This window comes from Streptomyces sp. GbtcB6 (assembly GCF_019091475.1).
Taxonomy (GTDB): domain Bacteria; phylum Actinomycetota; class Actinomycetes; order Streptomycetales; family Streptomycetaceae; genus Streptomyces; species Streptomyces hyaluromycini.
On the sequence record NZ_JAGXJL010000014.1, the window covers coordinates 18,571 to 44,571 of the forward strand.

Genomic DNA, 26,001 nt, shown 5'->3' on the forward strand with positions numbered 1-26,001 from the left:
GCATGTCGACGGCCCGCCGCCTGTGGATAACCCACCGGCGACGGGCCGTTCGCGCAGCTCAGATGTGTGCGTTGGATGGACGTCCGCCGCAGGCACCCGCCTCGGCGTCCGCTTCGCTTCCGTTTCAGACGGCGGCCTTCTTGAGACGGCGGCGCTCCCGCTCGGAGAGTCCGCCCCAGATACCGAAGCGCTCGTCGTTGGCCAGGGCGTACTCGAGGCACTCGGAGCGCACCTCACAGGCGAGGCAGACCTTCTTGGCCTCTCTGGTGGAGCCGCCCTTCTCGGGGAAGAAGGACTCGGGGTCGGTCTGGGCGCACAGCGCGCGCTCCTGCCAGCCGAGTTCCTCGTCCGCGTCGTCGACCAGCAGTTGCTGCACCAGCTCGGTCATGTGCGCCCCTCGTCTGTCTTTCACGTCCCCGTGCGTGGCCGTTACCGATTTCGGCTGAACGACACGAGTGAAATTACAAGTGTGCTGCTCCGGGCGAGTCAAGCCGAGATCTGCTATTGGGCCCGTTATTCACTCTGCGGAACCAAGGCCGTGCGGAAAGTGTTCAAATCGGCATAAACCTTGACATGCAGACGAGGCCCCGCGCGGGCCTCCGACCCCATACAGAGCTTGTACGGAGAAGGACGCCCAGATGTTCGATCGCGTTCCGAAGTGGCTCGCGCGCCCGGTTGTGCGCCATGTGTCCCGGGTGCTTACTGAACAAACCTTTCGGCAGCGAGATGAACCGGATGAGGTGAACCATGTCCCACATACCGGGCGTCGGGTTGACACGGGAGGTGTGAACCGATGTGCTTGTGGGCATGCTCGCGAACTTGGCGCTCACCTCGACCCGCACCGCCGGGTCCCACGGTGCTGCCCGCGCTCGCTGTAGCTGTTGCTGTTCCAGCTGTTGAGCCGTAGCCGTATCCGACCGCTCCCGCTCCAGCTGCAGACCGAGTCCCCCGGACTCGGTTTTCGCTTTTCGTTCCCCGCTGACCTTCTTCACTGAGGAACCACCGCACCCCCATGAACAGCGACAACGACCTCCAGATCGCCGGCGACATCCTCGAAGTCCAGCACCTGCTGCAGCCTCCGCGTGAGCACCCGGTCACCGTGGCCGAGTTCGTCGGCCTGGCCCGCGCGATCGCCGCCGACCGCGCGCAGTGGGAGCACCTCGTCGAGTACGACGCGACCAGCCGCTGGTACCACCGGCTGCGCACCGGCCCCGGCTACGAGGTGTGGCTGCTGTCCTGGGTGCCCGGACAGGGCAGCGGACTGCACGACCACGGCCGCTCCTCCGGCGTGCTGACCGTCCTGGAGGGCGCGCTCACCGAACGCACCGAGCGCGGCACGCGCGCGTTGAGCGCCGGTGCACAACGGGTGTTCGCGCCGGGGTACGTGCACGAGGTCGTGAACGACGCGCTGGAGCCGGCGGTGAGCCTGCACGTCTACTACCCGGGCCTGACCGAGATGCCCATGCACACGACACCGAGCTGCGCGGCGCACCCCGTGACCGCGTGACGCATCACGCGGGGAGGACGCGTGCCGCGTTGTCGGACCCGCCTGCAAGACTTGGCGCATGCGCATTGTGGTTCTGGCAGGCGGTATCGGCGGTGCCCGGTTCCTGCGCGGTCTGAAGCAGGCCGTGCCGGACGCCGACGTGACCGTCATCGGCAACACCGGGGACGACATCCACCTCTTCGGGCTGAAGGTCTGCCCGGACCTCGACACGGTGATGTACACGCTCGGTGGCGGCATCAACGAGGAGCAGGGCTGGGGGCGGACCGACGAGACCTTCCACCTCAAGGAGGAGCTCGCCGCCTACGGGGTGGGGCCGGACTGGTTCGGGCTCGGTGACCGGGACTTCGCGACGCACATCGTGCGCACCCAGATGCTGGGCGCCGGTTATCCGCTGAGCGCGGTGACCGAGGCGCTGTGCGACCGCTGGAAGCCGGGCGTGAAGCTGATCCCGATGACCGACGACCGGGTCGAGACCCATGTGGCCGTCGAGGTCGACGGCGAGCGCAAGGCGGTGCACTTCCAGGAGTACTGGGTACGGCTGCGGGCGTCCGTGCCCGCCCACGCGGTCGTGCCGGTCGGCGCCGAGCAGTCCAAGCCGGCGCCCGGCGTCCTGGAGGCCATCGCCGCAGCGGACGTGATCCTCTTCCCGCCGTCCAACCCGGTGGTCTCCGTCGGCACGATCCTCGCGGTGCCCGGCATCCGGGAGGCGATCGCCGACGCCGGGGTGCCCGTGGTGGGCCTCTCCCCCATCGTCGGGGACGCGCCGGTGCGCGGGATGGCCGACAAGGTGCTCGCGGCGGTGGGCGTGGAGTCGACGGCGGCGGCGGTCGCCGAGCACTACGGTTCCGGGCTGCTGGACGGCTGGCTCGTCGACTCCGTGGACGCGGACAGCGTCGCGCGCGTGGAGGCGGCCGGCATCCGCTGCCGGGCCGTACCGCTGATGATGACCGACCTGGACGCGGCGGCGCAGATGGCCCGGGAGGCGCTGGCGCTGGCCGAGGAGGTGCGCGGGGCATGACCGACACGACGGACACGGCCGACGCGATCGCCACGACCGATACGACCGGCACGGCCGACGCGGCCGACGCGGTGCCCGCGTACCGGGTGTGGGCGCTGCCCGGGATCCCCGAGGTCCAGCAGGGCGACGACCTGGCGAAGCTGATCGCCGCGGCCGAGCCGGGGCTGGCCGACGGGGACGTGGTGATCGTCACCTCCAAGATCGTCTCCAAGGCCGAGGGACGGATCGTCGAGGCGGCCGACCGGGAGGCGGCGATCGACGCGGAGACCGTGCGGGTGGTGGCCCGGCGCGGAACCCTGCGGATCGTGGAGAACCGGCAGGGTCTGGTCATGGCGGCGGCAGGCGTCGACGCGTCCAACACCCCGGCCGGAACCGTGCTGTTGCTGCCCGAGGACCCCGACGCCTCGGCCCGTGCCGTCCGCGCGGGCCTCCGGGACGCGCTGGGCGTCAACGTCGGGGTGATCGTCACGGACACCTTCGGGCGGCCCTGGCGCGCGGGGCTCACGGACGTCACCATCGGCGCCGCCGGCGTGGCGGTGCTGGACGATCTGCGCGGGGGCGTGGACGCGCACGGCAATCCGCTGGTCGCGACGGTCGTCGCCACGGCCGACGAACTGGCCGCCGCCGGTGACCTGGTGAAGGGCAAGGCGACGGGGATGCCGGTCGCCGTGGTGCGGGGCCTCGCGCATGTCGTGGCGGACGCCGACGACGACGGGGACGGCGCGCGGGCGCTGGTCCGGGACGCGGGCAGTGACATGTTCCGGCTGGGGACGTCCGAGGCGGTCCGGGAGGCGGTGACGCTGCGGCGGACGGTACGGGCCTTCACCGACGACCCCGTCGACCCCGGGGCGGTACGGCGGGCGGTCGCCGCGGCCGTGACCGCGCCGGCGCCGCATCACACGACGCCGTGGCGGTTCGTGCTGCTGGAGTCCGCGGAGGCCCGCGCCCGGCTGCTGGACGCGATGCGGGACGCGTGGATCGCCGACCTGAGGAGGGACGGCAAGTCGGAGGAGTCCATCGCGAAGCGGGTGCGGCGCGGCGATGTGCTGCGGAACGCGCCGTACCTGGTCGTGCCCTGCCTGGTGCTGGACGGGTCGCACACGTACGGGGATCCGCGGCGCGACGCTGCCGAGCGGGAGATGTTCGTGGTCGCGGCGGGGGCCGCGGTGCAGAACTTCCTGGTCGCGCTGGCCGCGGAGCAGCTGGGGTCGGCGTGGGTCTCGTCGACGATGTTCTGCCGGGACGTGGTGCGGGATGTGCTGGCGCTTCCAGCGGGGTGGGAGCCGATGGGGGCGGTTGCCGTGGGGAAGGCCGCGGAGGAACCGCGGGAGAGGGCGCCGAGGGAGGTCGGGGACTTTATCGAGGTGCGGTGAGTTGCGTTGCGCCTTCGGTTCGTGGGAGTTCGGTTTCGTGAGCGAGTGCGGGTTGAGTGTGGCTGGTCGCGCCCACGCGGCGGTAGCCGCATATCGGATACAGCCCCGCGCCCCCAAAAAGACGGGGCGCTTGAGGCCTAGGATTCTTTGGATGGCTGGTCGGTTTGCTCCGAAACCCACGCGTGCGACTGTGCGGGGTGGGCAGGTTGTCGTGCCTGCCGGGATGCCTCGGCAGGCTGTCGCACCCGGGCGGGTTCGGCTGTGGAAGCCCGACGGAGTTCTTGATCTGGGGCTCGTGCTGGGGCCGCTGCGGCGCGGGCCCGGGGATCCGACGTTCCGGGCCACCCGGGACGGGTCCGTGTGGCGGGCCAGTCTGACGCCCGCCGGGCCCGGGACGCTGCGGGTCGCCGTGTACGGCGGTGAGGTGCGCGGGGAGGCCTGGGGGCCGGGGGCCGAGTGGCTGCTGGAGCAGCTGCCGGAGATGCTCGGGTCCGCCGATGACCCGTCCGCGTTCGTGCCCCGGCACCGGGTGGTGGCGGCGGCCCGGCATCGGCGCCCGGGGTTGCGGCTGACGCGGACCGGGCTGGTGCTGGAGTCGTTGGTTCCGTCGGTCCTGGAGCAGAAGGTCACGACCGACGAGGCCTACCGCGCCTGGCGGTTGCTGGTACGGAGGTTCGGGGAGCGGGCGCCGGGCCCCGCGGGGGTGGGTGAGCGGCCGATGTGGGTGATGCCGGCGCCTCGTACCTGGGCGCTGATTCCCTCCTGGGAGTGGCACAAGGCCGGGGTCGACGACAAGCGGGCCTCGACGATTCTGCGGGCGGTACGGGTCGCTGCGCGGCTTGAGCAGGCCGTGGGAATGACGGCGGAAGCGGCGCAGGCGCGGCTGGAGGTGGTGCCGGGGGTGGGGCCGTGGACGTCGGCGGAGACCGTGCAGCGCAGTCATGGGGCGGCGGACGCGGTGACGGTCGGGGACCTGCACCTGCCGGGGATCGTGGGGTGGGCGCTGGCCGGGGACCGGCATGCCGACGACGAGGTGATGCTGCGGCTGCTTGAGCCTTATGCGGGGCAGCGGCATCGGGCGGCTCGGTTGATTCTGCTGAGTGGGCATACGCCGGCGAGGCGGGCGCCGCGGATGCCGCGAGGGGATATCGGCCGGTTGTGAGCGGGTGCGGGTGGCTGGGGGTGGGGGTGGGGACGCTTACCGGCGCTTGCAGGGTGCCGCTGCGCCCACCCGTGCCGCCCTGCGGCACGCCTGCCCGCAGCTATGTAGCTGGGTAGCGCCCCGTCAGGGGCGTGGGGAACTGTGTGATCAGTCCCCACGCGCCCGCAGTCAGGCCGCCACCGCCACCGCCCCTACTGGTCCGAAGAGAACCGCACCGCCCCCGCCGGGATCATCGCGTCGCACCACACTCTGGCGCCCTCCCGCAGTTCGTTGTCGGCGCCGATGACCGCGCCGTCGCCGATCACCGTGCCCGTGAGGACCGAGCGTTCGCCGACGCGGGCACGGTTGCCGATCAGGGAGTCGGTGATGACGGCGCCGGGTTCGATCACGGCGCCCGGAAGGATCGTAGAGCCGAAGACCCGCGCGCCCTCCGCCACGAACGCGCCCTCGCCCACCACCGTGCCACCCGTCAGCTTCGCGTCCGCCGCGACCCGGGCCGTGGGGAGGACGAGGCGGTCGCCGCAGCGGCCGGGGACCGCGGGGGAAGGGGCACGGCCCAGGACGAGGTCCGCCGAGCCGCGGACGAAGGCCGCGGGCGTGCCGAGGTCCAGCCAGTACGTGGAGTCGACCATGCCCTGGAGGTGGGCGCCGGCCGCGAGCAGTTCGGGGAAGGTCTCACGCTCCACGGACACCGGGCGGCCCGCCGGGATCGTGTCGATGACCGAGCGGCGGAAGACGTACGCCCCGGCGTTGATCTGGTCGGTGACGATCTCCTCGGGGGTCTGGGGCTTCTCCAGGAAGGCGAGGACACGGCCCGTCCCGTCGGTGGGGACGAGGCCGTAGGCGCGCGGGTCCGTCACCTGCGTGAGGTGGAGGGATACGTCCGCCGACGTCGACTCGTGCGTGGCCACCAGGGCAGCGATGTCCAGCCCGGTCAGGATGTCGCCGTTGAAGACCAGGACCGGGTCGTCGGGACCCGAGTGCAGCCGGGCGGCCACGTTGCGGATCGCGCCGCCGGTGCCGAGGGGTTCCTCCTCGGTGACGTACTCGATGTGCAGGCCGAGCGCCGCGCCGTCGCCGAAGTACGGTTCGAAGACCTCCGCCAGGTAGCTCGTCGCGAGGACGATGTGCTCCACGCCCGCCGCTCTGGCTCTGGCCAGCTGGTGCGTCAGGAACGGCACGCCGGCCGCCGGGACCATCGGCTTGGGCGTGTGGACCGTGAGCGGGCGCAGCCGGGTGCCTTTGCCGCCGACCAGGAGGATCGCTTCTGTCACCTGTCGTCTCTGCTTCCTGCCGGGACCGGCCGAACTCTTTGTCGGCCGGCCAGTGTATGCAGACCGTGCGACGGCGCCCTCGACGGCCGCGCGGTGCCACGCGGCATGGGTGTGCGGTTTCCCCCGACTGCCCCCGACGGCGGTGAACGCGGCCCCCGTACTCAGCGTCCCTGCAGGTGCGCGGAGCTGGTCCGGGCCGAGCCGAGCTTGGCGTAGAGCTTGGCGCCTGGGCATTCGGTGGCGTACCCGTCCCTGTGGCCGGAGATCACGTTCAGTCGTACGTTCTTCCCCTTTGGGTAGAGATTGCCACCCCCGGACTTCAGATATGTCTTTCCCTTCGGATTGGCCCCGAAGAGCCCGAGCTTCCACGCGGTGAGCTTGGCGACGGCGGTCACGGCGGCCGCGGAGGGCTTGTGCGAGCCGTATGTACCGATCACCGCGATCCCCATGCTGTGGTTGTTGAACCCGAGGGTGTGGGCGCCTCTGACGGCCTTCGCCACTCCTCCGGCGCGGCCCTCGTAGATGGTTCCGCACTTGTCGACGAGGAAGTTGTAGCCGATGTCCCGCCAGCCCATGCTCACGACGTGGTAGCGGTAGATACTGCGGATGACGGACGGGGCCTCGGAGCAGCGGTAGCCGTTGCCGGTGGCGGTGTGGTGGACGAAGGCCGCCTTGATCTTCCCCGTGTAGACGAACCCCTTCTCGCGCAACGACTCGTCGGCGCCCCAGCCGCGGCGGGTGACGATCCTCGGGCGCGGTCCGATGTACGGCTTCGCGAGCGGGGCGTCGGCACCGCTCAGCTGCCCGAGTTCGCGTTCGGTGTCCTCCCGGCTCAGCGCGGGGATCTCGGTGGCGGCGAAGGACACGAGGTCGGCGTTGACCGCGGCCGCCGTGTCGGCCGCGGTGTCGCTACGGGGGCTGTCGGCCGGCGGGCCCTGGGGCGGGGCCTCCTCGCCGGGGTCGACGAGTTCGAGGCGCAGGCCCGCCGGGAGCAGGTCGCGTCCGGCGCCGGGCACGGGACCGCTGCCGCGCGGGGCGGAGTCGTCGCCGGCGTCAGTGTCGGAGTCTGCGTGAGTGTCGTCGCCGACGTGAGTGTCCGAGTCGGGCTCAGTGTCGTCGCCGACGTGAGTGTCGGCGCCGGCGTCAGTGTCGGACTCGGCGTCGGTGTCAGTGTCGGCGTCGGCGCGCACGCGTACGTCTACTCCGTCCGAGTCGCCCACCCACAGGGGCGCGGTGGCGCCGTGCACCCGGCCGGAGGCGGCCTCCGCCGTGTCCGGGTCGGCGCCGTGGTCGGCGTTGTGCGTGTCGACGTCCTGCCAGCCCGACCAGTCGCCGGTGGCGGCGGACCGGGTGCGCACCTGGACCCGGCCGCGCAGTTCGGTTCCGGGGTTGTCCCAGACGACGCCGACGAGCGAGAAGTGCCGTACGTCGGCGCTGTACGCGCCCTGTTCGGGGGCCCGGCCGAGGACGCGCTCACGGGTGCGGGGAGCGAGGGGCAGTGACTGGGTGCTGCCGGAGAGGGCCGTCGTCGTGGCCCGGTCCGCCGGTGCGGCGGCCGCGGACGGCACGTTGAGCACGGCCGGCGGGAGGGTGAGGGCCGCCGCGCAGGTGACGCCGATCGAGCAAGTCAGGTATCCACGCATGCCCCCGATATTGAACACAGTCAGACAAACATGCCCATTGGGGAATTGACGGTCCGTCGGGTCCGGTTACGCCGAACCGGTGGCCCCGCCGCCCGGTGCGGGCACCGGGTGCGGCGTACCCTTGCGCGGGTGAACGCCACCGATCGCACCCCTGCCGACCTGCTGCGTTCCGCGCTCGCCGCGGATCCCGGACGCCCCCTGGTGACCTTCTACGACGACGCGACGGGCGAGCGCGTCGAATTGTCCGTGGCCACCTTCGCCAATTGGGTGGCCAAGACGGCGAATCTGATGCAAGGCGACCTCGGTGTGGGGCCGGGTGACCGGGTTGCCCTGCTGCTGCCCGCGCACTGGCAGACGGCCGTGTGGGTGCTGGCCTGTTCGTCGGTGGGCGCGATCGCCGACGTGGCCGGGGAACCGGCGGTGGCGGACGTCGTCGTCAGCGGGCCGGACTCGCTGGAGGCGGCCCGGGCGTGCCGGGGCGAGCGGGTCGCTCTCGCGCTACGGCCGCTGGGTGGGCGGTTCCCGCAGACGCCGGGGGGTTTCGTCGACTACGCCGTCGAGGTGCCGAGTCAGGGCGACCGGTTCGTGCCGTTCTCGCCCGTGGATCCGGAGGAGCCCGCGCTGATCGTGGCGGGGGCGGAGCTGAGCGGGGCCGAGGTCGTGGAGCGGGCGCTCGGGGACGCGGCGGGGCTGGATCTGACCGGGCCCGGGTCGCGGTTGCTGTCGGGGCTGGGGTACGACACGTGGGAGGGGCTGAGCGCGGGGTTGTACGCGCCGCTCGCGGTCGGGGGGTCGGTGGTGCTGTGCCGGCATCTGGGGGAGTTGGGGGAGGAAGGGATCGCCAAGCGGATCGAGAGTGAGCGGGTTACTGCTTCGGCGCGGTGAGGTCGTTCGTCGGCTGCGGGTCGGTGGGGGCTGGTCGCGCCCACGCGGCGGAGCCGCAGATCGATACAGCCCCGCGCCCCCGAGAAGGTGGGATCAGTCACCCGCGTGAGCAGCCGGCGGCCCCCTGATGGGATCGCTCACCCGCGTGGAGTAGTTATCTCCGCCTGCTCCCTCCACCCCAGGCACTGTTGAGGAGTGACCGACGTCGTAGGGGCATCCGCCACCGGGCACGGGCTTGCCCGGCGGTGCCGGCGGCGCTGGATACGGGGGGTGGCCCTCGGTGCCGGCGTGCTACTCGTCGGGGCCGTCGGCGGCGGCTGGGCCCTCTACGCCAAGCTCAGTCACAACATCACCGCCGACGACGCGGCCGCCGCCGAGCTCGCCCGGTACGAGCGGGAGCGGCCCTCCGAGTTGGTGCGGGGCGCGCAGAACATCCTCCTCATCGGGTCGGACAGCCGCGCCGGGGACGGGAACCGTCGCTACGGCAAGGATTCGGGCACCCAGCGGTCCGACACCACGATCCTGCTGCATCTCGCCCGCGACCGGCGCAGTGCCACCGCCGTCTCGCTGCCCCGGGACCTGATGGTGCACGTACCCGGCTGCCTGCGCGGCGACGGGCGGCGCAGCGAACCCTCGTTCACGCTGTTCAACTCGGCTTTCGAGGCGGGGGGTTCGGCCTGCACCGTGCGTACCGTGGAGAAGCTCACGGACATCCGCGTCGACCATTACATGGTCGTCGACTTCAGTGGGTTCAAGGACATGGTCGACGCGATCGACGGGGTGCAGGTGTGCCTGAAGAAGCCCATCAACGACAAGGCCGCCAAGCTGCGGCTGCCCGCCGGGCGGGTCACGCTCGACGGGGAGCAGGCGCTGGGGTACGTACGGGCCCGCAAGTCGCTCGGGGACGGCAGTGACACCGGGCGGATGGACCGGCAGCAGCAGTTCCTGGGAGCGCTCGTCAACAAGGTGCAGAGCAGTGACGTACTGCTGAACCCGGCGAAGCTCTATCCGCTGCTGGACGCGGCGACCTCCGCCCTCACCACCGATCCCGAACTGGCCAGTCTGCGCGGTTTGTACCAACTGGTGCGCGGGCTGCGGGACATCCCCACGGAGCATGTGCAGTTCCTCACGGTCCCGCGGGAGCCGTATGTGTACGACTCCAATCGCGACCAGCTCAAGGCGGCCAAGGCGGATGCGCTGTTCGCGCTGCTGCGGGCCGACGCACCCGTGAAGGTCGCCGACTACGCCTCGGGCGAGAAGGACGATCCTTCTTCCGGAAACTCCACGGAGCCCACGTTTCGCGGTAACACCGCCGCCGAGGACAGGTGCACGTAAAGCATCACGCCAAGGCGGCGAACTTCCGCGTCGCTCATTGTCAGTTAAATGAGATGGATTGCCCGGTTGTAGGGAGGACGAATTTGTCACTGGCGTCACTCGACGCTGAACCGGGCGGATAGTGTGAGCGCTCCGGTGCACCCGGCCACGAGATCCGTCCTGGGGTCGTGCACCGCGAAACGTGACCGAGCGCCTTGGTGGGGGGAAGGCGCCGCGTGGCCCCGACGGAGGATTCGGACAACCGTGGACGCGCAAGGCCGTGGGCGGGCGGACAACATCGATCCCGCAGACCAGTGGGTACTCAATCCGAACACCGGCGAATACGAACTGCGACTGACGCCTTCCGCACCGCAGTCGTCGGTACCCGGACCGCGCAGACCCGTGTCGCCGGGCGCCGCCCCGGGCGGTGCGCGGGAGACCGCGAGCCCGGAGGTGCCGGGGCAGCGCAGGCGGCGCAGCGAGCCCGAGCCGCCGGCGGGGCGCCGCTCACGTCGGCAGCCGGTGAAGAAGAAGTCGAAGGCCAAGAAGATCCTGCTGTGGACCGGCGGGACGATGGCCTTCGTGCTGGTCGCCGCCTCGGCCGCCGGCTACCTGTACATCAAGCACCTCAACGACAACATCACGTCCGTCTCCGACGACGGCGCGAGCACCGGTGGTTTCAGCAAGGACAAGGCGATCAACCTGCTGATCATCGGCACCGACAAGCGGACGGGCTCGGGCAACGAGGGCTACGGGGACGCCGGCAGCGTCGGGCACGCCGACACCACGATCCTGCTGCACATCTCCAAGGACCGCTCGAACGCCACCGCGCTGAGCATTCCGCGTGACCTCATCGTCGATGTGCCCGACTGCCAGACACAGCAGTCGGACGGGACGGAGAAGGTCATCGCGGGCACCGAGAACGTCCGCTTCAACACCAGCCTCGGACAGGACGGCCGTACCGCCAGCTGCACCGTGCGCACGGTGACCGAGCTGACCGGGATCCAGGCCGACAACTTCATGGTGGCCGACTTCAACGCGGTGAAGACGCTGACCGACGCGGTCGGCGGGGTCGAGGTGTGCCTGGCCAAGGACATCGACGACTCGGACTCGCACCTGAAGCTGTCCAAGGGCACCCACAACATCTCCGGCGAGACCGCGCTGGCGTTCGTGCGCACCCGGCACTCGGTCGGCTTCGGCGGCGACCTGAGCCGGATCCAGCTCCAACAGCAGTTCCTCAGCGCCCTGATGCGCAAGCTCAGCTCCAACTCGACGCTCACCAGCCCGACCAAGCTGCTGAAGCTGGCCGAGGTCGGCACCAAGGCGCTCACCGTCGACTCCCAGCTGGACAGCATCGGCAAGCTGAAGGACCTCGGTCTGGAGCTCGGCAAGCTCAACCCGAAGAACCTGACCTTCACCACCATCCCGGTGCTGGACAACCCGGCGGAGAAGGTGAAGGCGACCGTCGTGCTCAACGAGACGAAGGCCCCCGCCGTCTTCCAGGCGATCAAGGGCGACGTCTCCTTCACGGCCGTCAAGAAGAAGCAGGCCCAGGCCAGCAAGGACGCGGCGGCCGCCCGCCTGGAGGGCTCCAAGTCGGCGGCCTCCGAGGTGCGGGTGCGGATCCTCAACGGCGGGGCTCCGGCCGGCAGCGCCCAGGAGACCCTCAGCTGGCTGCAGAACCAGGAGGGCGTCCTCAAGTCGGAGAACGCCGGCAACGCGGACGCCGCACTCAGCAAGACCACCCTGGAGTACGCCCCCGCCCAGGCCGCCCAGGCGCGCGAACTGGCCAGCCTCATGGGGCTGTCCGGCTCCGCGATGAAGCCGGGCAAGAGCGTGATCAACTCCCAGGGCCTGCCCGCGATCACACTGACGCTGGGCAAGGACTTCCAGGGGGCGGGAGTCTCCCTCACCACTCCGACAAAGGCGCCGGACGTGGACAGCAAGACGACCGCGGACAAGGTGACCTGCGCCAAGTAGGGCGGCGCGACGAAGAGTTACGCCGGACGACCACCGAGTGACCGCGAACAAGTAACCGCGAATAAACAGGTAACCCTATGGGTCCGTCGCGCGTCTAACCGGGCGCGGGACGGACCCGTGTGGTCCGTGTGGCGTCCGACGGGGGGCGTGGCGGCGGGCCCGTGTGCGCAGAGCGCAGGGCAGGGGAGGGCAGGGAGTTGACGCAGAGCGATGTGCGGGGGGAGGAGGTGCCTGCGGTCGAGGACACGATGTCCCTCGCACCGAAGGCATCCCCGGCGCCGGACAGACCCGGCGGCAGACCGCGCAGAGGCGGCGCGAAGGGCGGCGCGAAGGGCGGCTCGGGCGGTGACTCGCCCGGCGGCCCGAACGGCGGCCGGGGCGGGCGCGGCAGGCGCGGCAGGCGGGTGCTGCGCTGGTCGGCGACCGTGCTGTCGGTGGTGGTCCTCGGTACGGCCGGAGCCGGTTACCTCTACTACCAGCACCTGAACCGCAACATCCACAAGGGCGAGCGCGACATCGGCGACGCCAAGGCACGGAAGACCGCGGCCAACGCGGCCGGTCAGACGCCGCTGAACATCCTGCTGATCGGCTCCGACAGCCGTAACTCCGACGAGAACGTGAAGCTCGGCGGCGCCAAGTACGACCGGGGCAGCCCGCCGCTCGGCGACGTACAGATGCTGATCCACCTGTCGGCGGACCGGAAGAGCGCGGCGATGGTGAGCATCCCCCGGGACACCCGCGTCGACATCCCCAAGTGCACGGACCCGGACACCGGCAAGGTGTACCCGGCGACCAACACCATCATCAACGAGTCGCTGGCCCGCGGCGGCGCCGGCTGCACGCTGGCCACCTGGGAGAACCTCACCGGGGTCTACATCGACCACTGGATCACGATCGACTTCGCGGGCGTGGTGAACATGGCGGACGCCATCGGCGGCGTCGACGTCTGTGTGAAGCAGAACGTGTGGGACCGGCCGACGGCCGCGGTGTCCGGCGGCTCCGGGCTGAAGATGACGGCCGGCACGCACAAGGTGAAGGGTGAGAAGGCCCTGCAGTGGCTGCGCACCCGGCACGCCTGGGGCAGTGACCCGCTGCGGGCCAAGGCCCAGCACATGTACCTCAACTCGATGATCCGGACGCTGAAGGGGCAGAACGTCTTCACCGACACCGGCAGGCTGATGGACCTGGCCGAGGCTGCCACCAAGTCGCTGACGGTCTCCGAGGAGATCGGCACCCCGAAGAAGCTCTACGACCTGGGCATGCAGCTCAAGTCGGTGCCGACGGACCGCATCACCTCGCTCACGATGCCGAACGTCCAGGACCCGCAGAACAAGGACCACCTGGTGCCGGACGGCGCCAACGCCGACAAGATGTGGCAGATGCTCCGCGACGACGTGGCGTTCGACAAGAACGGCGGCGCCGCGGAGGGCAAGAAGAAGACCACGGCGAGCGCCGTGCCCGCCAAGGAGCCGTCCGTCTCCGCCGGCAGCCTCGGCGTGCTGGTGCAGAACGCCACCGGTACCGCCACCGAGGCCGCGGTCGGCGGCCGGGCGCGGGCGCTCGCCCAGGAGTTGGCCGCGAAGGGCTACACCAGGGCGGCGGCGGACACCTCGGCGGCCGTGCAGTCGGTGGAGAAGACGGTGGTCCAGTACCCGAGCGCGGACCTGCAGGGCGACGCCCAGGCGGTCGCCAAGGCGCTGGGGATCCCCACGAGCCAGGTGCAGCAGACCACGAATGTGTCGGGTGTCACGCTCGTCGTCGGCGCCGACTGGCGGGACGGGACGGCCTACCCGAAGCAGTCCGCACCGAAGGCCGGTGACCTGCCGGACAACGCCGACGCGATCAACGGTTCGGACACCAAGCAGTGCATGGACGTGTACGCGCCCTACCGCTGGTAGCGGGCCGTGCCGCCGGTCCCGTACCGGGCCACGTACACGGTCACGTACAGGGTCATTACAGGCGGCACGGTCTCTTCACACACAGGTCCGCACAGGTAAGCACAGGTAACTCCTAAACGGCTGCATGACACTGCCGCCGTGCTTCAGGTGCCCGGGAGTTCCGGGTGTGGCGGCAGGTGTGAGCGGGAGGGCGGGCAAGGTGGTGCGCAGCAGTGTGCGGGGGGAGGTGTCCGACGTGGTGTCCGCGGTGGAGGACACCATGTCTCTCACGCCCCAGGACGGTGGCGGCCGGCAGGACAGACGCGGCACGGACGGCGACCGCAGGCGCCGCAGACGCCGGATCGTCCGCTGGTCGGCCTCGGTCCTGGTGCTGGCCATGGCCGGCACCGCCACCGCCGGATACCTGTACTACGAGCACCTCAACGGCAACATCAAGAAAGAGAACCTCAACAACGCCGACGCCAAGGACCGCGCGACCGTGTCCAAGGCGAACGCGGCCGGTCAGACCCCGCTGAACATCCTGCTGATCGGCTCCGACGCCCGGGACACCGCCGAGAACCAGAAGCTGGGCGGCGCCAAGGACATCGGCACCGCCGCCCGCGCCGACGTCCAGATGCTGCTGCACGTGTCCGCCGACCGCACCAACATGTCGGTGGTGTCCATGCCCCGCGACACCCTGGTGTCCATCCCGAAGTGCACCGACGCCAAGACCGGCAAGGTGTACGCGGCCACCGACGACACGATGACCAACACCTCCCTGGAACGCGGCGGGCCCGGCTGCACGGTGGCCACCTGGGAGAAGCTCACCGACATCCACATCGACCACTTCATGATGGTCGACTTCTCGGGCGTGGTGTCCATGGCGGACGCGATCGGCGGGGTGCCGGTGTGTGTGGACGCCAACATCTACTCGCACACCTCCACCGGCCACGGCTCCGGCCTGAAGCTCAAGAAGGGCACCACCTCCGTCAAGGGCAAGCAGGCCCTGCAGTGGCTGCGCACCCGCTACGGCTTCGAGGACGGCAGCGACATAGCCCGGACCAAGGCCCAGCACATGTACATGAACTCGATGGTCCGCCAGCTGCGTTCCAACGCCACCCTCAGCAACCCCGACAAGCTCCTGGGGCTCGCCGAGACGGCCACCAAGGCGCTCACGGTCGACACCGGCCTCGGCTCGGTCACCAAGCTCTACGACCTGAGCAAGGAGCTGAAGAAGGTCCCCACCGAGCGCATCACCATGACGACGATGCCGTTCGTGTACTCCTCCGACGGCAACCGGGTCCTGCCCAAGCCCACCGACGCGGCCAAGCTGTGGCGGCTGGTCCGCGAGGACATCGCGCTGGACGGCAAGGACAAGAAGAAGACGACCACGACCACGACGAAGGTCACCGACAAGGCGGCGGCCGACGACAAGATCGCCGTACAGGTCCAGAACGGCACGAAGAGCAGCGCGGAGTCCGCCGTCACCGGCAGGGCCGCCGCCGTCACCGAACTGCTCGTCGGCAAGGGCTTCACGAAGGCGGCCGCCGACACCTCGGCGCTGCTGAGCGCGGACCAGACCCTGGTGCGCTACCCGAGCGCGGACCTGGCGGGCGACGCCCAGCGGGTCGCCAAGGTGCTGGGCATCCCGTCCGGCCAGGTGAAGAAGTCCACGGACGTCGACGGGGTCACGGTGGTCGTGGGCGCCGACTGGCGCTCGGGCACCGAGTACACCGCCGACGACGATGACACCACCCCGGCGTCGGCGAGCGCCCTCAACGCCTCGGACACCAAGGCGTGCATGCACGTCGACCCGGACTACACCTGGTAGCCCGGGCCGGTCTCGCGGGGGTGCTCAGCTGCCGGTGGAGCTGAGCACCGCCGGGCGGCGGGACGCGATGACCCGCTTCGCCAGGGCCTTGGGGCTGGTCAGGAAGCCGTACCCCCACGACATGTGCATGGTGGCGAGGGCGACCGGGATCTGGAGCCGCGCCCTGAGCGGCAGCCCCTTGCCGGCCGGGAGGGACCCGGCGACGATCGCCGCGAGGTAGCCGCCGGGGACGACGAACCCGAACGGGGTGACCAGTGCCCCCACGACGATCCCCGCGGCTATCGCGCACACCGCCGTCGGCGGGGCGAGGTAGCGCAGGTTGATGGAGCCCTCGTGGTAGCGGGCGACGACGTGCCGCCAACGGCCGTAGTCCTTGTACTGCTTGGCGAGCGCCTTCATGCTGGGCCGCGGCCGGTACGACACCTTCAGCTCCGGCGAGAACCAGATCAGCCCGCCGGCCTCCCGGATCCGGAAGTTCAGCTCCCAGTCCTGGGCGCGGATGAACTCCTCGTTGTAGCCGCCCTGCTGCTCCAGCGCCTCGCGCCGGAAGACACCGAGGTAGACCGTCTCGGCGGGGCCGGCCTCGCCGCCCGTGTGGAAGGCCGCGTTCCCGACGCCGATCTTCGAGGTCATGGCCGCCGCGACCGCGTGCTCCCAGTCGTTCTCGCCCTCGGCGTGCATGATGCCGCCGACGTTCATCGCGCCGGTCTCCTCCAGGAGCCGTACCGCGGTGGCGATGTAGTTCGGCGAGAGCATGCCGTGGCCGTCGACACGGACCACGATCGGGTGCCGGGAGGCCTTGATCGCCGCGTTCAGCGCGGCCGGGGTGCGCCCGGTCGGGTTCGGGACGGTGTGGACACGCTTGCTTTTGAATGATGCGGTTTCCGCCACGAGCTGGGCGGCGATCTCGTCCGTGCGGTCCGTGGACGGACCGAGGGCGATGACGACCTCCAGCTCGCCGGCGTACTCCTGCGCGAGGATCGCTTGGACGGCCCCGCGCAGATGCCGCTCCTCGTCGAGGACGGGCATGATCACAGAAACTGCGGGGTGCCGCACGTCGGGCTTGGCGTTCATAGGGGGCTCACGTTACCGCGAACGGGGGACACCGGTGCGCGCCGCATGGGCGGTGGGGCGGGCTGAAGGTCGTATCGGCCTACCGTGCTCACGGATCCCACGTACGGCCTCGTCCGGAGGTGTCCTTTGTCCGCCAGCCCGCCCCGGTCCCCCGTCCGGCCCGCCCGGCCGCAGCGCCGACCGCAGCCCACCCGTCAGGCCCCGCGGCCGCCGGTACGACCCAGGAGGCCCCGGCGGCCGCGCTGGGCCATGCGGGCGGTCACCACGCTCTCGGTGGTGGTGCTGGCGTCGGCCGGTATCGGGCACTCGGTGATGGCCGGCCTCGACGCGGACATCGCCCGGGTCGACCCCTTCAAGGACATGAAGAACCGTCCCGCCCCGGGCCACGGCATGAACGTGCTGCTGGTCGGCACCGACGGCCGTGACCAGATCACCGAGCACGAGCGGCGGAAGTACCGGCTGGGCGGGGCGCCCTGCCACTGCACCGACACGATCATGATCGTGCACATCTCGGCGGACCGGGAGCGGGCGACCGTGGTCAGCCTGCCGCGCGACTCGTACGCCGAGGTGCCGTCGCACGTCGACGAGACGACGGGCCGGTCGCACCCCGCGCACCCCATCAAGCTGAACGCGGCCTACGCGGAGGGCGGCCCGCAGCTGACCGTCCGCACCGTCGAGGACATGACCCACCTGAAGATCGACCACTATCTGGAGGTCGACTTCATCACGTTCATGCGGACCGTGGACGTGCTCGGCGGGGTCCGGGTCTGCACCGTCCAGCCCCTGAAGGACTCCTACACCGGCCTGAACCTCTCCCCCGGCACGCACACCCTGAACGGCGGCCAGTCCCTGCAGTACGTCCGCGCCCGGCATGTCGACGCGGCGAGCGACCTGGGCCGGATGAAGCGGCAGCAGCGGTTCCTGGCGTCGCTGATCGAGCGGGCGACGTCGAACGGGGTGCTGCTCAATCCGATCCGGTTCCGGGACGTGACGCGGGCGGTGCTGGGGTCGGTGCGGGCCGACACGGGCTTCGGCACGGACGAGCTGCTGGACCTCGGCCGGGCGATGCGCAACTTCTCGCCGTCCTCGTCCGAGTTCACGACCGTTCCCATCGGGCAGCTCGGGTACGTGGTGAAGGGCATCGGCTCGACGCTGAAGTGGGACCGGGCCGGGGCCGACCAGCTGTTCCGGTCCCTGCGCGACGACAAGCCGCTCGCGGCGCCGACGCCCACGCACGCGCCCACGCCGTCGCCCTCGCCCTCTGTTCCGCCGAAGCCGCAGGGGCCGCAGGGGTCGGCGCCGGTGACAGTGGAGGTGGCGCCGGCGGCGATCCGGGTCCAGGTGGAGAACGGCACGGGTACGGCGGGGCTGGCGCGGCGGATGGACGCGGCGCTGGCGGCGACGGGCTTCGCGACGAACCACCAGCCGGTGACCGCCGCCCGCCGCGACGTGAGGCGGACGGTGATCTCCTTCGACCCACGGTGGGACCGCTCGGCCCGCTCGCTGGCGGCGTCCGTGCCGGGCAGCGTGCTGCGGGCCGTGCCGGGGCTGGGGCCGGTGCTGCGGGTGACCGTCGGGGCGGACTTCAGGGGGGCTGTGCGGACGGTGCGGGCGGCTGCGCCGACGCCGGCGCCGCAGGCGGAGTCTTCCGTCATCCGGGGGGATGAGAAGGTCTGCTGAGGGTCGTGGTTCGGCTGCGGGTGCGTGGGGGTTGCTCGCGCAGTTCCCCGCGCCCCTAAAAGAAGGGGCGCTGCAGGGCGCCCCCTCAGGGGCGCGGGGAACTGCGCGACCAGCCACGACGGTGCGGCACCGTCCTAGTCGGCGTAGCCCTCCGCCACCCTGCGCTCGCGCAGCTCCCTGATGTCCCGGCGCCGTGCCAGGCGGTGCGTGCGCCTGATCTGGGCCTCCTGGTAGCGGCGGCGGTCCCTGTCGGTCTCCGGTAGGACCGGCGGCACCCGGCGCGGCTTGCCGTCGGCGTCCACCGCCGCGAAGACGAGGTAGGCCGAGCCGACCTGGGTGGCGGGAGTCGACTCGTTCCAGCGCTCGGCGAGGACCCGCACCCCCACCTCCATCGACGTCCGGCCGGTCCAGTTGACCTGGGCCTTGACGTGGACCAGGTCGCCGACGCGGACCGGCTCCAGGAACGCCATCTCGTCCATGGACGCGGTGACGGCGGGACCGCCCGAGTGGCGGCCGGCGACCGCGCCCGCCGCGTCGTCCACGAGCTTCATGATCACACCGCCGTGCACCGTCCCGAGGAGGTTGGTGTCGCTGTGGGTCATGATGTGGCTCAGCGTGGTCCGGGACGCGGACGTCGGCTTGCCGGGTATATCGGATTCCGCCTCGGGGGCCTGGTCTGTCATGGCCCCCACCTTATGCGGAAGCGACAATCGCGGAATTTGTGTCGGCTTCGCAACAGGGGTGCCCTGATTTTCCGACGACCCTTGTAAGAGACATGGCCGCTGCCTGCACACTGGGGCCCATGAACGAATGGCCCGAGGGACGGTCGAACGACAACCGCGGCAACCAGTACGGACGCGGTAGCGCAAGCGCGCAGCCTGAGGGCGCCCGCGTGATGCGCCAGGTACGGCGCGGCGAGCCGTCGGCACCGCCGTACGGCTCCCCGCAGCAGGGCGGCGGCGGATACGCCGGGGTCCCGCAGCAGCCGTCGTACGGCGGCGGGTACGGGGACAACGGCGGCGGCGGGTACGACGGCTACGACAGCGGCTACAACACCGGCCAGGTCTACGGCGGCGGCCCCGGCGGCGGCGGTCCCGACGGCACGCCCGAGCGCGGGCCGCGGCCGGCTCCCAACTGGCGCAAGCGGATCAAGTGGACCGCGATCGTCGTCCTGAGCGTGCTGATCGTCACATCCGTCTCGACCTACTTCTGGGCCGACTCCAAGCTGCACCGGGACGTCGACCTGTCCAAGGTGATCGACCGGCCCGCTGCGGGCAAGGGCACCAACTACCTGATCGTCGGCTCCGACAGCCGCAAGGGCATGTCGGCCGCGGAGAAGAAGAAGCTGCACACGGGGTCGGCCGAGGGCCAGCGCACGGACTCGATGATGATCCTGCACGTCGGCGACAACGGCGACACGCTGGTCTCGCTCCCCCGTGACTCGGACGTGGAGATCCCCTCCTACCAGGGGTCCACGTCCGGCAAGGTCTACCAGGGCACCGGCCGCCACACGAAGCTGAACGCGGCCTACGCCGAGGACGGCCCGACCCTCCTCGTCCGCACGGTCGAGTACAACACCGGTCTGCACATCGACCACTACGTGGAGATCGGCTTCGCCGGCTTCGCGGACATCGTGGACGCGGTCGGCGGTGTCACGATCACCATCGACAAGGGCTTCAAGGACAGCTACTCGGGCGCGAACTTCAAGGCGGGCAAGCAGACCCTGAACGGCGAGGAGGCCCTGGCCTTCGTCCGTACCCGGCACGCCTTCGCCACGTCCGACCTCCAGCGCACCAAGAACCAGCAGAAGTTCCTGGCCGCCCTGGCCCACCAGGTGGCCACCCCGTCGACGGTCCTGAACCCCTTCAAGCTCTACCCCACCCTCGGCGCGGGCCTCGACTCCCTCACCGTCGACAAGGACATGAGCCTGTGGGACCTGGCGTCGATGTTCTTCGCGATGAAGGACGTCAACGGCGGCGACGGCGTCTCGATGAACATGCCGATCTCCGGCTCCACGGGCGGCAACCTCGTCTGGGACAAGGCGAAGGTGAAGACCCTGGTCGACGAGTTGAAGAACGACGAGAAGGTCACCGTCTCCGGCAACTGAGCCGTCGGCTAGGCCGTCCCGACAGCAAGCAACGCCACATGGGGAAGGGCGAGCCGCCCTTCCCCGTCGGCGTATCCGGCGGCGAGCCGCTCGTACTCCCGCCTGATCCGCCCGACCGTCTCCGCGTCCTGCGAGGTCACCACGAGCCCGATGGTGGCCACCCCGCCGGCGGCCCCGCCCCACCACTCGTCGAGCCCGGCCCGGTGGTCCCACTCCAGTTCCGTGGCCTGCGCACCGCCGAACCCGGCCTCGGCCAGCAGTCCCGCCAGTCCTTGAGCCGTACGCGTGAAGTCCTCCGCCGGGTCGAGCCGGGGCAGATGCGGGGGCGGTACGGCGCCGCCCGCCGCACACGCCTCTCCGAGCAGGTCCTGACCGGCGCCGCGCCGCGCGCCCCAGGTCGTCACGGCGAGTCTGCCGCCGGGGCGCAGCACGCGGCGGAGTTCGGCGAGGGCGGCCCGGGGGCGGCCCAGGTGGTTGAGCACGAAGTTGCCGACGACGGCGTCGAACCCGGCGTCGGGGAAGGGGAGTTCGGGGAGGACGGCGATACGGGCGTCGACTCCGCGCCCGCGGGCCGCGGCCACCATCCCGGCGTCCGCGTCCACCGCGGTCACCAGGGCGCCGCGTTCCCGGGCCGCCAGGGCCGCCGTGCCCGTTCCGGTGCCGACGTCGAGGAGCCGGGTCCCCCCGGTCACGGCGGCCGCGTCCAGGAGGGGTTCCACGGGGTGGGCACACAGGCGGGCGAAGCTGTCGGCGTAGGCCGCGGCCCGACCTGCCCACATGGCCCGTTCGGTGGTGTCGAAAGTGTCGGCGGTCATGGGGCAAGCCTGCCGTAGTGCCGATCGAGGGCACCCGGCGGGTGCCCTCGGCCGGGGTGCCGGTCAGGCCGTCACATGGGCATGGCCGCCATCGAGCGGCACATCTCGGCGCAGCGGCGACACGCCTCCGCGCAGCGCTTCATCTGCGGGTCGTCCGGCATGGACATACACGCCTCGGCGCACATGTCACAGGCCTTGGCGCACATCGCACACATCTCGGGCGAGAGCGGCGAACGCCGCATCATCATGTCGGCGGACATACGGGTGGCCTCGGAGCAGTCCATCAGCGCGCGCATGATGCGCATGTGGGCCTGGCCGCCCTCCATCGACATGCAGGAGCTCATGGTCTCCTCGCACATGGTGTGGGTGGCCATGCACATGTTGACGCACTCCTGCATCTGCTTGGACATGGCCGTCATGGGTCCGGTCTGGGTCATGGCTCCTCCAGGGTGGGGTGCGGGGTCCGGGGGCGTTCCCCGTCTGGTTCCCGTCCTAAGCCCGACCGTCCGGTAGTGCCATTCGGTAGTGCCATTCGGCGCCAGAGACGGAGAAGGCGCCCCGAGGGGCGCCTTCTCGCCGGACAGCCGGTGCGGTTACGGCAGGTTGCGGGCCATGACGATCCGCTGGACCTGGTTCGTGCCCTCGTAGATCTGGGTGATCTTCGCGTCGCGCATCATGCGCTCGACGGGGTAGTCACGGGTGTAGCCGTAGCCGCCGAGGAGCTGGACGGCGTCCGTGGTGACCTCCATGGCGACGTCGGAGGCGAAGCACTTCGCCGCCGCGCCCTGGAAGGTGAGGTCGGCGTCGCCGCGCTCGGAGGCGGCCGCGGCCTGGTAGGTGAGGGCGCGGGCGGCGGCGATCTTCATGGCCATATCGGCGAGCATGAACTGGATGCCCTGGAAGTCACCGATCGGCTTGCCGAACTGCTTGCGCTCCTGGACATAGCCCTTGGCGTAGTCGAGGGCGCCCTGGGCGACCCCGAGGGCCTGGGCGGCGATGGTGATCCGGGTGTGGTCCAGGGTCTTCATCGCGGTGGCGAAGCCGGTGCCCTCCGCGCCGATCATGCGGTCGGCGGGGATGCGGACGTTGTCCAAGTAGACCTCGCGGGTCGGCGAACCCTTGATGCCGAGCTTCTTCTCCGGGGCGCCGAAGGAGACGCCCTCGTCGGCCTTCTCGACGACGAAGGCGGAGATGCCCTTGGTGCGCTTCTCCGGGTCCGTCACGGCCATCACCGTGTAGTAGTCGGAGACGCCCGCGTTGGTGATCCAGCGCTTCACGCCGTTGAGGACGTAGTGGTCGCCATCACGGACCGCCTTCGTCTTCATGCCACCGGCGTCGGAACCGGCGTCCGGCTCGGAGAGGCAGTACGAGAACATCGCGTCGCCCTTGGCGAGCGGGGTCAGGTACTTCTTCTTCAGGTCCTCGCCGCCGGAGATGATCACCGGGAGCGAGCCCAGCTTGTTCACGGCCGGGATGAGGGAGGAGGAGACGCAGGCGCGGGCCACCTCCTCGATCACGATGACCGTGGCGAGCGCGTCGGCGCCGGCCCCGCCGTACTCCTCGGGCACGTGCACGGCGTGCAGGTCGTTGGCGACCAGGGCGTCGAGCGCCTCCTGCGGGAAGCGGGCCTCCTCGTCGACCGCGGCGGCGTACGGGGCGATCTTCGCCTCGACCAGCGCGCGGACGACGTCACGGAGCATGTCGTGCTCCTCGGACGGGCGGTACAGGTCGAAGTCAGCCGATCCGGCCAAGGTCTCTCACTCCAGACGCAGTGGTGCTGACGCTAATTACTGTTAAGTAACTCAAAGTTTAGAACGCGGCCCACGGATAGGTCACGTGAGCTTGGCGACAGCGGGAAAGTTGCCCGGAACACGGCCCGGTTATGCTCGGGCCGCAGCCCGTACCGACGTCCCCGAGCTGGAGCATTCATGAGCCTCAAGATCACTGTGATCGGCACCGGCTATCTCGGCGCCACCCATGCCGCGGCCATGGCCGAGCTGGGCTTCGAGGTGCTCGGGCTGGACGTCGTACCCGAGAAGATCGCGATGCTGGAGCGCGGCGAGACCCCGATGTACGAGCCGGGTCTCGACGAGCTGCTGCGCCGGCACGTGGCCGGCTTCGAGGGCTCCTCCGGGCGGCTGCGCTTCACCACCGACTGGGCCGAGGTCGGCGCCTTCGGCGATGTCCACTTCGTCTGCGTGAACACCCCGCAGAAGCATGGCGAGTACGCCTGCGACATGTCGTACGTCGACTCCGCGATCGCGTCGCTGGCCCCGCATCTCACCGGACCGGCGCTCGTCGTCGGCAAGTCGACGGTGCCGGTCGGTTCGGCGGAGCGGCTGGCCGCCTACCTCACGGAGAACGCGCCCGCCGGCGCGGATGCCGAGCTCGCCTGGAACCCGGAGTTCCTGCGCGAGGGCTTCGCCGTCCAGGACACGCTGCACCCCGACCGGCTCGTGGTGGGCGTGCGCAGCGAGCGGGCCGAGAAGCTGCTGCGCGAGGTGTACGCGACGCCGGTCGGCGAGGGCACGCCGTTCGTGGTGACCGACTTCCCGACCGCCGAGCTGGTGAAGACGTCCGCGAACTCCTTCCTCGCGACCAAGATCTCCTTCATCAACGCCATGGCCGAGGTGTGCGAGGCCGCGGGCGGTGACGTCGCCAAGCTCGCCGAGGCGATCGGGTACGACGACCGGATCGGGAGGAAGTTCCTGCGCGCCGGGATCGGGTTCGGCGGCGGCTGCCTGCCCAAGGACATCCGTGCCTTCATGGCCCGCGCGGGTGAGCTGGGCGCCGACCAGGCGCTGACCTTCCTGCGCGAGATCGACTCCATCAACATGCGGCGCCGGGGGCAGATGGTCGAGATGGCCCGGGAGGCGCTGGGCGGCGGGTCCTTCCTCGGCAAGCGGGTCGCGGTGCTCGGTGCGACGTTCAAGCCGGACTCCGACGACGTGCGCGACTCGCCGGCGCTGAACGTCGCCGGGCAGATCCAGCTGCAGGGCGGTCAGGTGACGGTGTACGACCCGAAGGGGATGGACAACGCGCGGCGGCTGTTCCCGACACTCGGCTACGCCGTCAGCGCCGAGGAGTGTGTGCGGGGGGCCGATGTGGTGCTGCACCTCACCGAGTGGCGGGAGTTCAGGGAGCTGGATGCGGCGGCGCTGGGAGAGGTGGCCGCGGCTCGGGTGCTGCTCGACGGACGTAACGCGCTGGATCCTGAGATCTGGCGGCGGGCCGGGTGGACGTATCGCGCCATGGGGCGTCCGACCGCGTGAAGCTGCGGGTGGGTGGGGGCTGGTCGCGCAGTTCCCCGCGCCCCTAAGGGGGCGCTCCAGTGCGGGGCGCTGCCAGCATCCGTTCAAGACCAATCAGACGACACCGGTTCGGCCGAGGCTCAGTCGGCCGAACCGGTGTCTTGTTGCATTCTGCACCACGCGGCACATGCATGACCGGTGAACCGGCTGTGCCTTACCGGTCCTTGGCCCGGTAGCGGCGCATCTTCGCGCGCGCCCCGCACACCTGCATCGAGCACCAGCGGCCGCGGCCGGCCGGGCTGCGGTCGTAGTACGCCCAGTGGCAGGTGTCGGCCTCGCAGGCCTTGAGGCGGGTCCAGGTGCCCTCGATCGCGGCGGTGGCGACGGCCGCCGCCATGCGGGAGACCAGTGCGCCCTCGTCGCCCGGCAGGAGGCGTGCCGAGCCGTCGGCGGGGTCCACGGCGACATACAGCCGGGCCTGGGCGAGCAGCTCGCCCAGGGGCGTGACCTCGCGGTGCGGGGGGTACCCGGCGTGGGCGAGGAGGGTGGCGCGCAGGGACTCGCGCAGGACGCGGGCCGACGGGAGTTCCGCCTCCGTGATGCCGAGGCGCGCCCTGCCGTCCGCCGTGTCGAGCGCGTCGGCACCCGACTCCAGGTCCAGCGTGTTCACCAGGGCCTCGACCAGGGCCAGGCCGCCCGGCGCGGGCGATCTCTCACTCATCTCTGCAAGTTACCTCCCGAATCCGGTTGCGACGTTACCTCCATTGCGGGAGCATGCGGTAACCGAAGTTACTGGTTGACCGGCTTTACAGGTAACTCCGCCTTCGAGGAGGAAGTCATGGCTCTCGCCAAGCTCGGTGTCGTCGTCCTGGACTGTCCCGACCCGTCCGCGCTCGCCGGTTTCTACGCCGGGGTGCTGGGCGGCAGTGTCGAGGGGGACGGGGACTGGGTGGACCTGGCGGTGCCCGGCGGGCAGGCGCTGGCGTTCCAGAAGGCGCCGGGATTCGCGGCGCCGAAGTGGCCGGCGCCCGAGGACTCGCAGCAGTTCCACCTGGACCTGGTGGTGGACGACCTGGACGCGGCCGAGAAGGGGGTGCTGGAGCTGGGCGCGAAGCCCCTGGACGCGGCGGACAGGTCGCGCACCTTCCGTGTGTACGCCGACCCGGCCGGGCACCCTTTCTGTCTCTGTGCCTGCTGAGAGAGAGGGAGG

The 26,001-nt window shown here is 70.7% G+C and carries 22 protein-coding genes; 13 read left to right on the forward strand and 9 right to left on the reverse strand.

Annotated features, from left to right (window positions below):
• Positions 1 to 124: 124 nt before the first annotated feature.
• Positions 125 to 388, reverse strand: coding sequence for a WhiB family transcriptional regulator (locus KVT45_RS23845; RefSeq protein ID WP_003975777.1), 264 nt, complete (start codon positions 386 to 388; stop codon positions 125 to 127).
• 624 nt (positions 389 to 1,012) lie between these two features.
• Between KVT45_RS23845 and KVT45_RS23850 the strand changes: the two genes are divergently transcribed.
• The 4 genes from KVT45_RS23850 to KVT45_RS23865 all read left to right on the forward strand — a co-directional run bounded on the left by KVT45_RS23850 (position 1,013) and on the right by KVT45_RS23865 (position 5,060).
• Positions 1,013 to 1,507, forward strand: coding sequence for a cysteine dioxygenase family protein (locus KVT45_RS23850; protein ID WP_217550659.1), 495 nt, complete (start codon positions 1,013 to 1,015; stop codon positions 1,505 to 1,507).
• A gap of 58 nt (positions 1,508 to 1,565) precedes the next feature.
• The gene (gene cofD, locus KVT45_RS23855; RefSeq protein WP_217550661.1) at positions 1,566 to 2,525 is read left to right on the forward strand and encodes a 2-phospho-L-lactate transferase; all 960 of its coding nucleotides are present in this window, start codon (positions 1,566 to 1,568) and stop codon (positions 2,523 to 2,525) included.
• Positions 2,522 to 3,898 carry a coenzyme F420-0:L-glutamate ligase gene (locus tag KVT45_RS23860; RefSeq protein ID WP_217550663.1) on the forward strand — a complete coding sequence of 459 codons (1,377 nt, stop codon included), beginning with the start codon at positions 2,522 to 2,524 and terminating at the stop codon, positions 3,896 to 3,898. The genes cofD and KVT45_RS23860 overlap by 4 nt, the downstream gene beginning before the upstream one ends.
• A 151-nt stretch (positions 3,899 to 4,049) precedes the next feature.
• Entirely contained in the window at positions 4,050 to 5,060 is a 1,011-nt protein-coding gene (locus KVT45_RS23865; protein ID WP_217550665.1) for a DNA-3-methyladenine glycosylase, read from the forward strand.
• 191 nt (positions 5,061 to 5,251) lie between these two features.
• On the opposite strand, the gene KVT45_RS23870 is transcribed toward KVT45_RS23865, so the two are convergent.
• Both KVT45_RS23870 and KVT45_RS23875 read right to left on the reverse strand, forming a co-directional pair.
• Complete coding sequence (locus tag KVT45_RS23870) at positions 5,252 to 6,334, reverse strand: sugar phosphate nucleotidyltransferase (RefSeq protein WP_217550667.1); 1,083 nt, start codon at positions 6,332 to 6,334, stop codon at positions 5,252 to 5,254.
• A gap of 161 nt (positions 6,335 to 6,495) precedes the next feature.
• The gene (locus tag KVT45_RS23875; protein WP_217550669.1) at positions 6,496 to 7,977 is read right to left on the reverse strand and encodes a peptidoglycan recognition protein; all 1,482 of its coding nucleotides are present in this window, start codon (positions 7,975 to 7,977) and stop codon (positions 6,496 to 6,498) included.
• 129 nt (positions 7,978 to 8,106) lie between these two features.
• Here KVT45_RS23875 and KVT45_RS23880 point away from each other — a divergent pair, with 129 nt between their 5' ends.
• The 5 genes from KVT45_RS23880 to KVT45_RS23900 all read left to right on the forward strand — a co-directional run bounded on the left by KVT45_RS23880 (position 8,107) and on the right by KVT45_RS23900 (position 15,864).
• The gene (locus KVT45_RS23880; RefSeq protein WP_217550671.1) at positions 8,107 to 8,862 is read left to right on the forward strand and encodes a TIGR03089 family protein; all 756 of its coding nucleotides are present in this window, start codon (positions 8,107 to 8,109) and stop codon (positions 8,860 to 8,862) included.
• Between the two features lie 195 nt (positions 8,863 to 9,057).
• Positions 9,058 to 10,197: an LCP family protein gene (locus KVT45_RS23885; protein WP_308310847.1), complete on the forward strand. Its 1,140-nt coding sequence runs from the start codon at positions 9,058 to 9,060 to the stop codon at positions 10,195 to 10,197.
• 243 nt (positions 10,198 to 10,440) lie between these two features.
• Positions 10,441 to 12,156, forward strand: a complete 1,716-nt coding sequence (locus KVT45_RS23890) for an LCP family protein (protein ID WP_217550673.1) — start codon at positions 10,441 to 10,443, stop codon at positions 12,154 to 12,156.
• A gap of 197 nt (positions 12,157 to 12,353) precedes the next feature.
• Entirely contained in the window at positions 12,354 to 14,054 is a 1,701-nt protein-coding gene (locus KVT45_RS23895; protein ID WP_254647276.1) for an LCP family protein, read from the forward strand.
• A gap of 259 nt (positions 14,055 to 14,313) precedes the next feature.
• Positions 14,314 to 15,864: an LCP family protein gene (locus tag KVT45_RS23900; protein WP_217550675.1), complete on the forward strand. Its 1,551-nt coding sequence runs from the start codon at positions 14,314 to 14,316 to the stop codon at positions 15,862 to 15,864.
• Between the two features lie 24 nt (positions 15,865 to 15,888).
• On the opposite strand, the gene KVT45_RS23905 is transcribed toward KVT45_RS23900, so the two are convergent.
• On the reverse strand, positions 15,889 to 16,938 hold the full coding sequence (locus KVT45_RS23905; protein WP_217550677.1) for a glycosyltransferase family 2 protein: 1,050 nt from the start codon (positions 16,936 to 16,938) through the stop codon (positions 15,889 to 15,891).
• A gap of 249 nt (positions 16,939 to 17,187) precedes the next feature.
• On the opposite strand from KVT45_RS23905, the gene KVT45_RS23910 reads away from it, so the two are divergent.
• On the forward strand, positions 17,188 to 18,618 hold the full coding sequence (locus KVT45_RS23910) for an LCP family protein (RefSeq protein WP_217550679.1): 1,431 nt from the start codon (positions 17,188 to 17,190) through the stop codon (positions 18,616 to 18,618).
• A 134-nt stretch (positions 18,619 to 18,752) separates the two neighbouring features.
• On the opposite strand, the gene KVT45_RS23915 is transcribed toward KVT45_RS23910, so the two are convergent.
• Positions 18,753 to 19,301 (reverse strand): acyl-CoA thioesterase, encoded by a 549-nt coding sequence (locus KVT45_RS23915; RefSeq protein ID WP_089102336.1) that lies wholly within the window; start codon positions 19,299 to 19,301, stop codon positions 18,753 to 18,755.
• Positions 19,302 to 19,420: 119 nt separating this feature from the next.
• On the opposite strand from KVT45_RS23915, the gene KVT45_RS23920 reads away from it, so the two are divergent.
• A complete protein-coding gene (locus tag KVT45_RS23920; RefSeq protein ID WP_217550681.1) occupies positions 19,421 to 20,725 on the forward strand; it encodes an LCP family protein in 1,305 nt (434 codons plus the stop codon).
• Positions 20,726 to 20,733: 8 nt separating this feature from the next.
• Here the strand turns inward: KVT45_RS23920 and KVT45_RS23925 are convergent, their stop codons facing one another.
• The 3 genes from KVT45_RS23925 to KVT45_RS23935 all read right to left on the reverse strand — a co-directional run bounded on the left by KVT45_RS23925 (position 20,734) and on the right by KVT45_RS23935 (position 23,291).
• Positions 20,734 to 21,540: a class I SAM-dependent methyltransferase gene (locus tag KVT45_RS23925; RefSeq protein WP_217550683.1), complete on the reverse strand. Its 807-nt coding sequence runs from the start codon at positions 21,538 to 21,540 to the stop codon at positions 20,734 to 20,736.
• Positions 21,541 to 21,611: 71 nt separating this feature from the next.
• A complete protein-coding gene (locus KVT45_RS23930) occupies positions 21,612 to 21,977 on the reverse strand; it encodes a four-helix bundle copper-binding protein (RefSeq protein ID WP_217550685.1) in 366 nt (121 codons plus the stop codon).
• A 156-nt stretch (positions 21,978 to 22,133) separates the two neighbouring features.
• Positions 22,134 to 23,291 carry an acyl-CoA dehydrogenase gene (locus tag KVT45_RS23935; protein WP_302832549.1) on the reverse strand — a complete coding sequence of 386 codons (1,158 nt, stop codon included), beginning with the start codon at positions 23,289 to 23,291 and terminating at the stop codon, positions 22,134 to 22,136.
• Positions 23,292 to 23,468: 177 nt separating this feature from the next.
• On the opposite strand from KVT45_RS23935, the gene KVT45_RS23940 reads away from it, so the two are divergent.
• The gene (locus KVT45_RS23940; protein ID WP_217550687.1) at positions 23,469 to 24,812 is read left to right on the forward strand and encodes a UDP-glucose/GDP-mannose dehydrogenase family protein; all 1,344 of its coding nucleotides are present in this window, start codon (positions 23,469 to 23,471) and stop codon (positions 24,810 to 24,812) included.
• A gap of 193 nt (positions 24,813 to 25,005) precedes the next feature.
• Here KVT45_RS23940 and KVT45_RS23945 read toward each other — a convergent pair whose 3' ends face one another.
• Positions 25,006 to 25,512 carry a CGNR zinc finger domain-containing protein gene (locus KVT45_RS23945; RefSeq protein ID WP_217550689.1) on the reverse strand — a complete coding sequence of 169 codons (507 nt, stop codon included), beginning with the start codon at positions 25,510 to 25,512 and terminating at the stop codon, positions 25,006 to 25,008.
• Positions 25,513 to 25,629: 117 nt separating this feature from the next.
• Between KVT45_RS23945 and KVT45_RS23950 the strand changes: the two genes are divergently transcribed.
• On the forward strand, positions 25,630 to 25,989 hold the full coding sequence (locus KVT45_RS23950; protein WP_217550691.1) for a VOC family protein: 360 nt from the start codon (positions 25,630 to 25,632) through the stop codon (positions 25,987 to 25,989).
• Positions 25,990 to 26,001 lie beyond the last annotated feature (12 nt).

Bases quoted from the DNA above. Each gene is read 5' to 3' on its own strand.
- KVT45_RS23845 (WP_003975777.1), bottom strand. From the start codon at position 388: ATGACCGAGCTGGTGCAGCAACTGCTGGTCGACGACGCGGACGAGGAA.
- KVT45_RS23850 (WP_217550659.1), top strand. From the start codon at position 1,013: ATGAACAGCGACAACGACCTCCAGATCGCCGGCGACATCCTCGAAGTC.
- cofD (WP_217550661.1), top strand. From the start codon at position 1,566: ATGCGCATTGTGGTTCTGGCAGGCGGTATCGGCGGTGCCCGGTTCCTG.
- KVT45_RS23860 (WP_217550663.1), top strand. From the start codon at position 2,522: ATGACCGACACGACGGACACGGCCGACGCGATCGCCACGACCGATACG.
- KVT45_RS23865 (WP_217550665.1), top strand. From the start codon at position 4,050: ATGGCTGGTCGGTTTGCTCCGAAACCCACGCGTGCGACTGTGCGGGGT.
- KVT45_RS23875 (WP_217550669.1), bottom strand. From the start codon at position 7,977: ATGCGTGGATACCTGACTTGCTCGATCGGCGTCACCTGCGCGGCGGCC.
- KVT45_RS23900 (WP_217550675.1), top strand. From the start codon at position 14,314: ATGTCTCTCACGCCCCAGGACGGTGGCGGCCGGCAGGACAGACGCGGC.
- KVT45_RS23905 (WP_217550677.1), bottom strand. From the start codon at position 16,938: ATGAACGCCAAGCCCGACGTGCGGCACCCCGCAGTTTCTGTGATCATG.
- KVT45_RS23910 (WP_217550679.1), top strand. From the start codon at position 17,188: ATGCGGGCGGTCACCACGCTCTCGGTGGTGGTGCTGGCGTCGGCCGGT.
- KVT45_RS23915 (WP_089102336.1), bottom strand. From the start codon at position 19,301: ATGACAGACCAGGCCCCCGAGGCGGAATCCGATATACCCGGCAAGCCG.
- KVT45_RS23920 (WP_217550681.1), top strand. From the start codon at position 19,421: ATGAACGAATGGCCCGAGGGACGGTCGAACGACAACCGCGGCAACCAG.
- KVT45_RS23925 (WP_217550683.1), bottom strand. From the start codon at position 21,540: ATGACCGCCGACACTTTCGACACCACCGAACGGGCCATGTGGGCAGGT.
- KVT45_RS23930 (WP_217550685.1), bottom strand. From the start codon at position 21,977: ATGACCCAGACCGGACCCATGACGGCCATGTCCAAGCAGATGCAGGAG.
- KVT45_RS23940 (WP_217550687.1), top strand. From the start codon at position 23,469: ATGAGCCTCAAGATCACTGTGATCGGCACCGGCTATCTCGGCGCCACC.
- KVT45_RS23945 (WP_217550689.1), bottom strand. From the start codon at position 25,512: ATGAGTGAGAGATCGCCCGCGCCGGGCGGCCTGGCCCTGGTCGAGGCC.
- KVT45_RS23950 (WP_217550691.1), top strand. From the start codon at position 25,630: ATGGCTCTCGCCAAGCTCGGTGTCGTCGTCCTGGACTGTCCCGACCCG.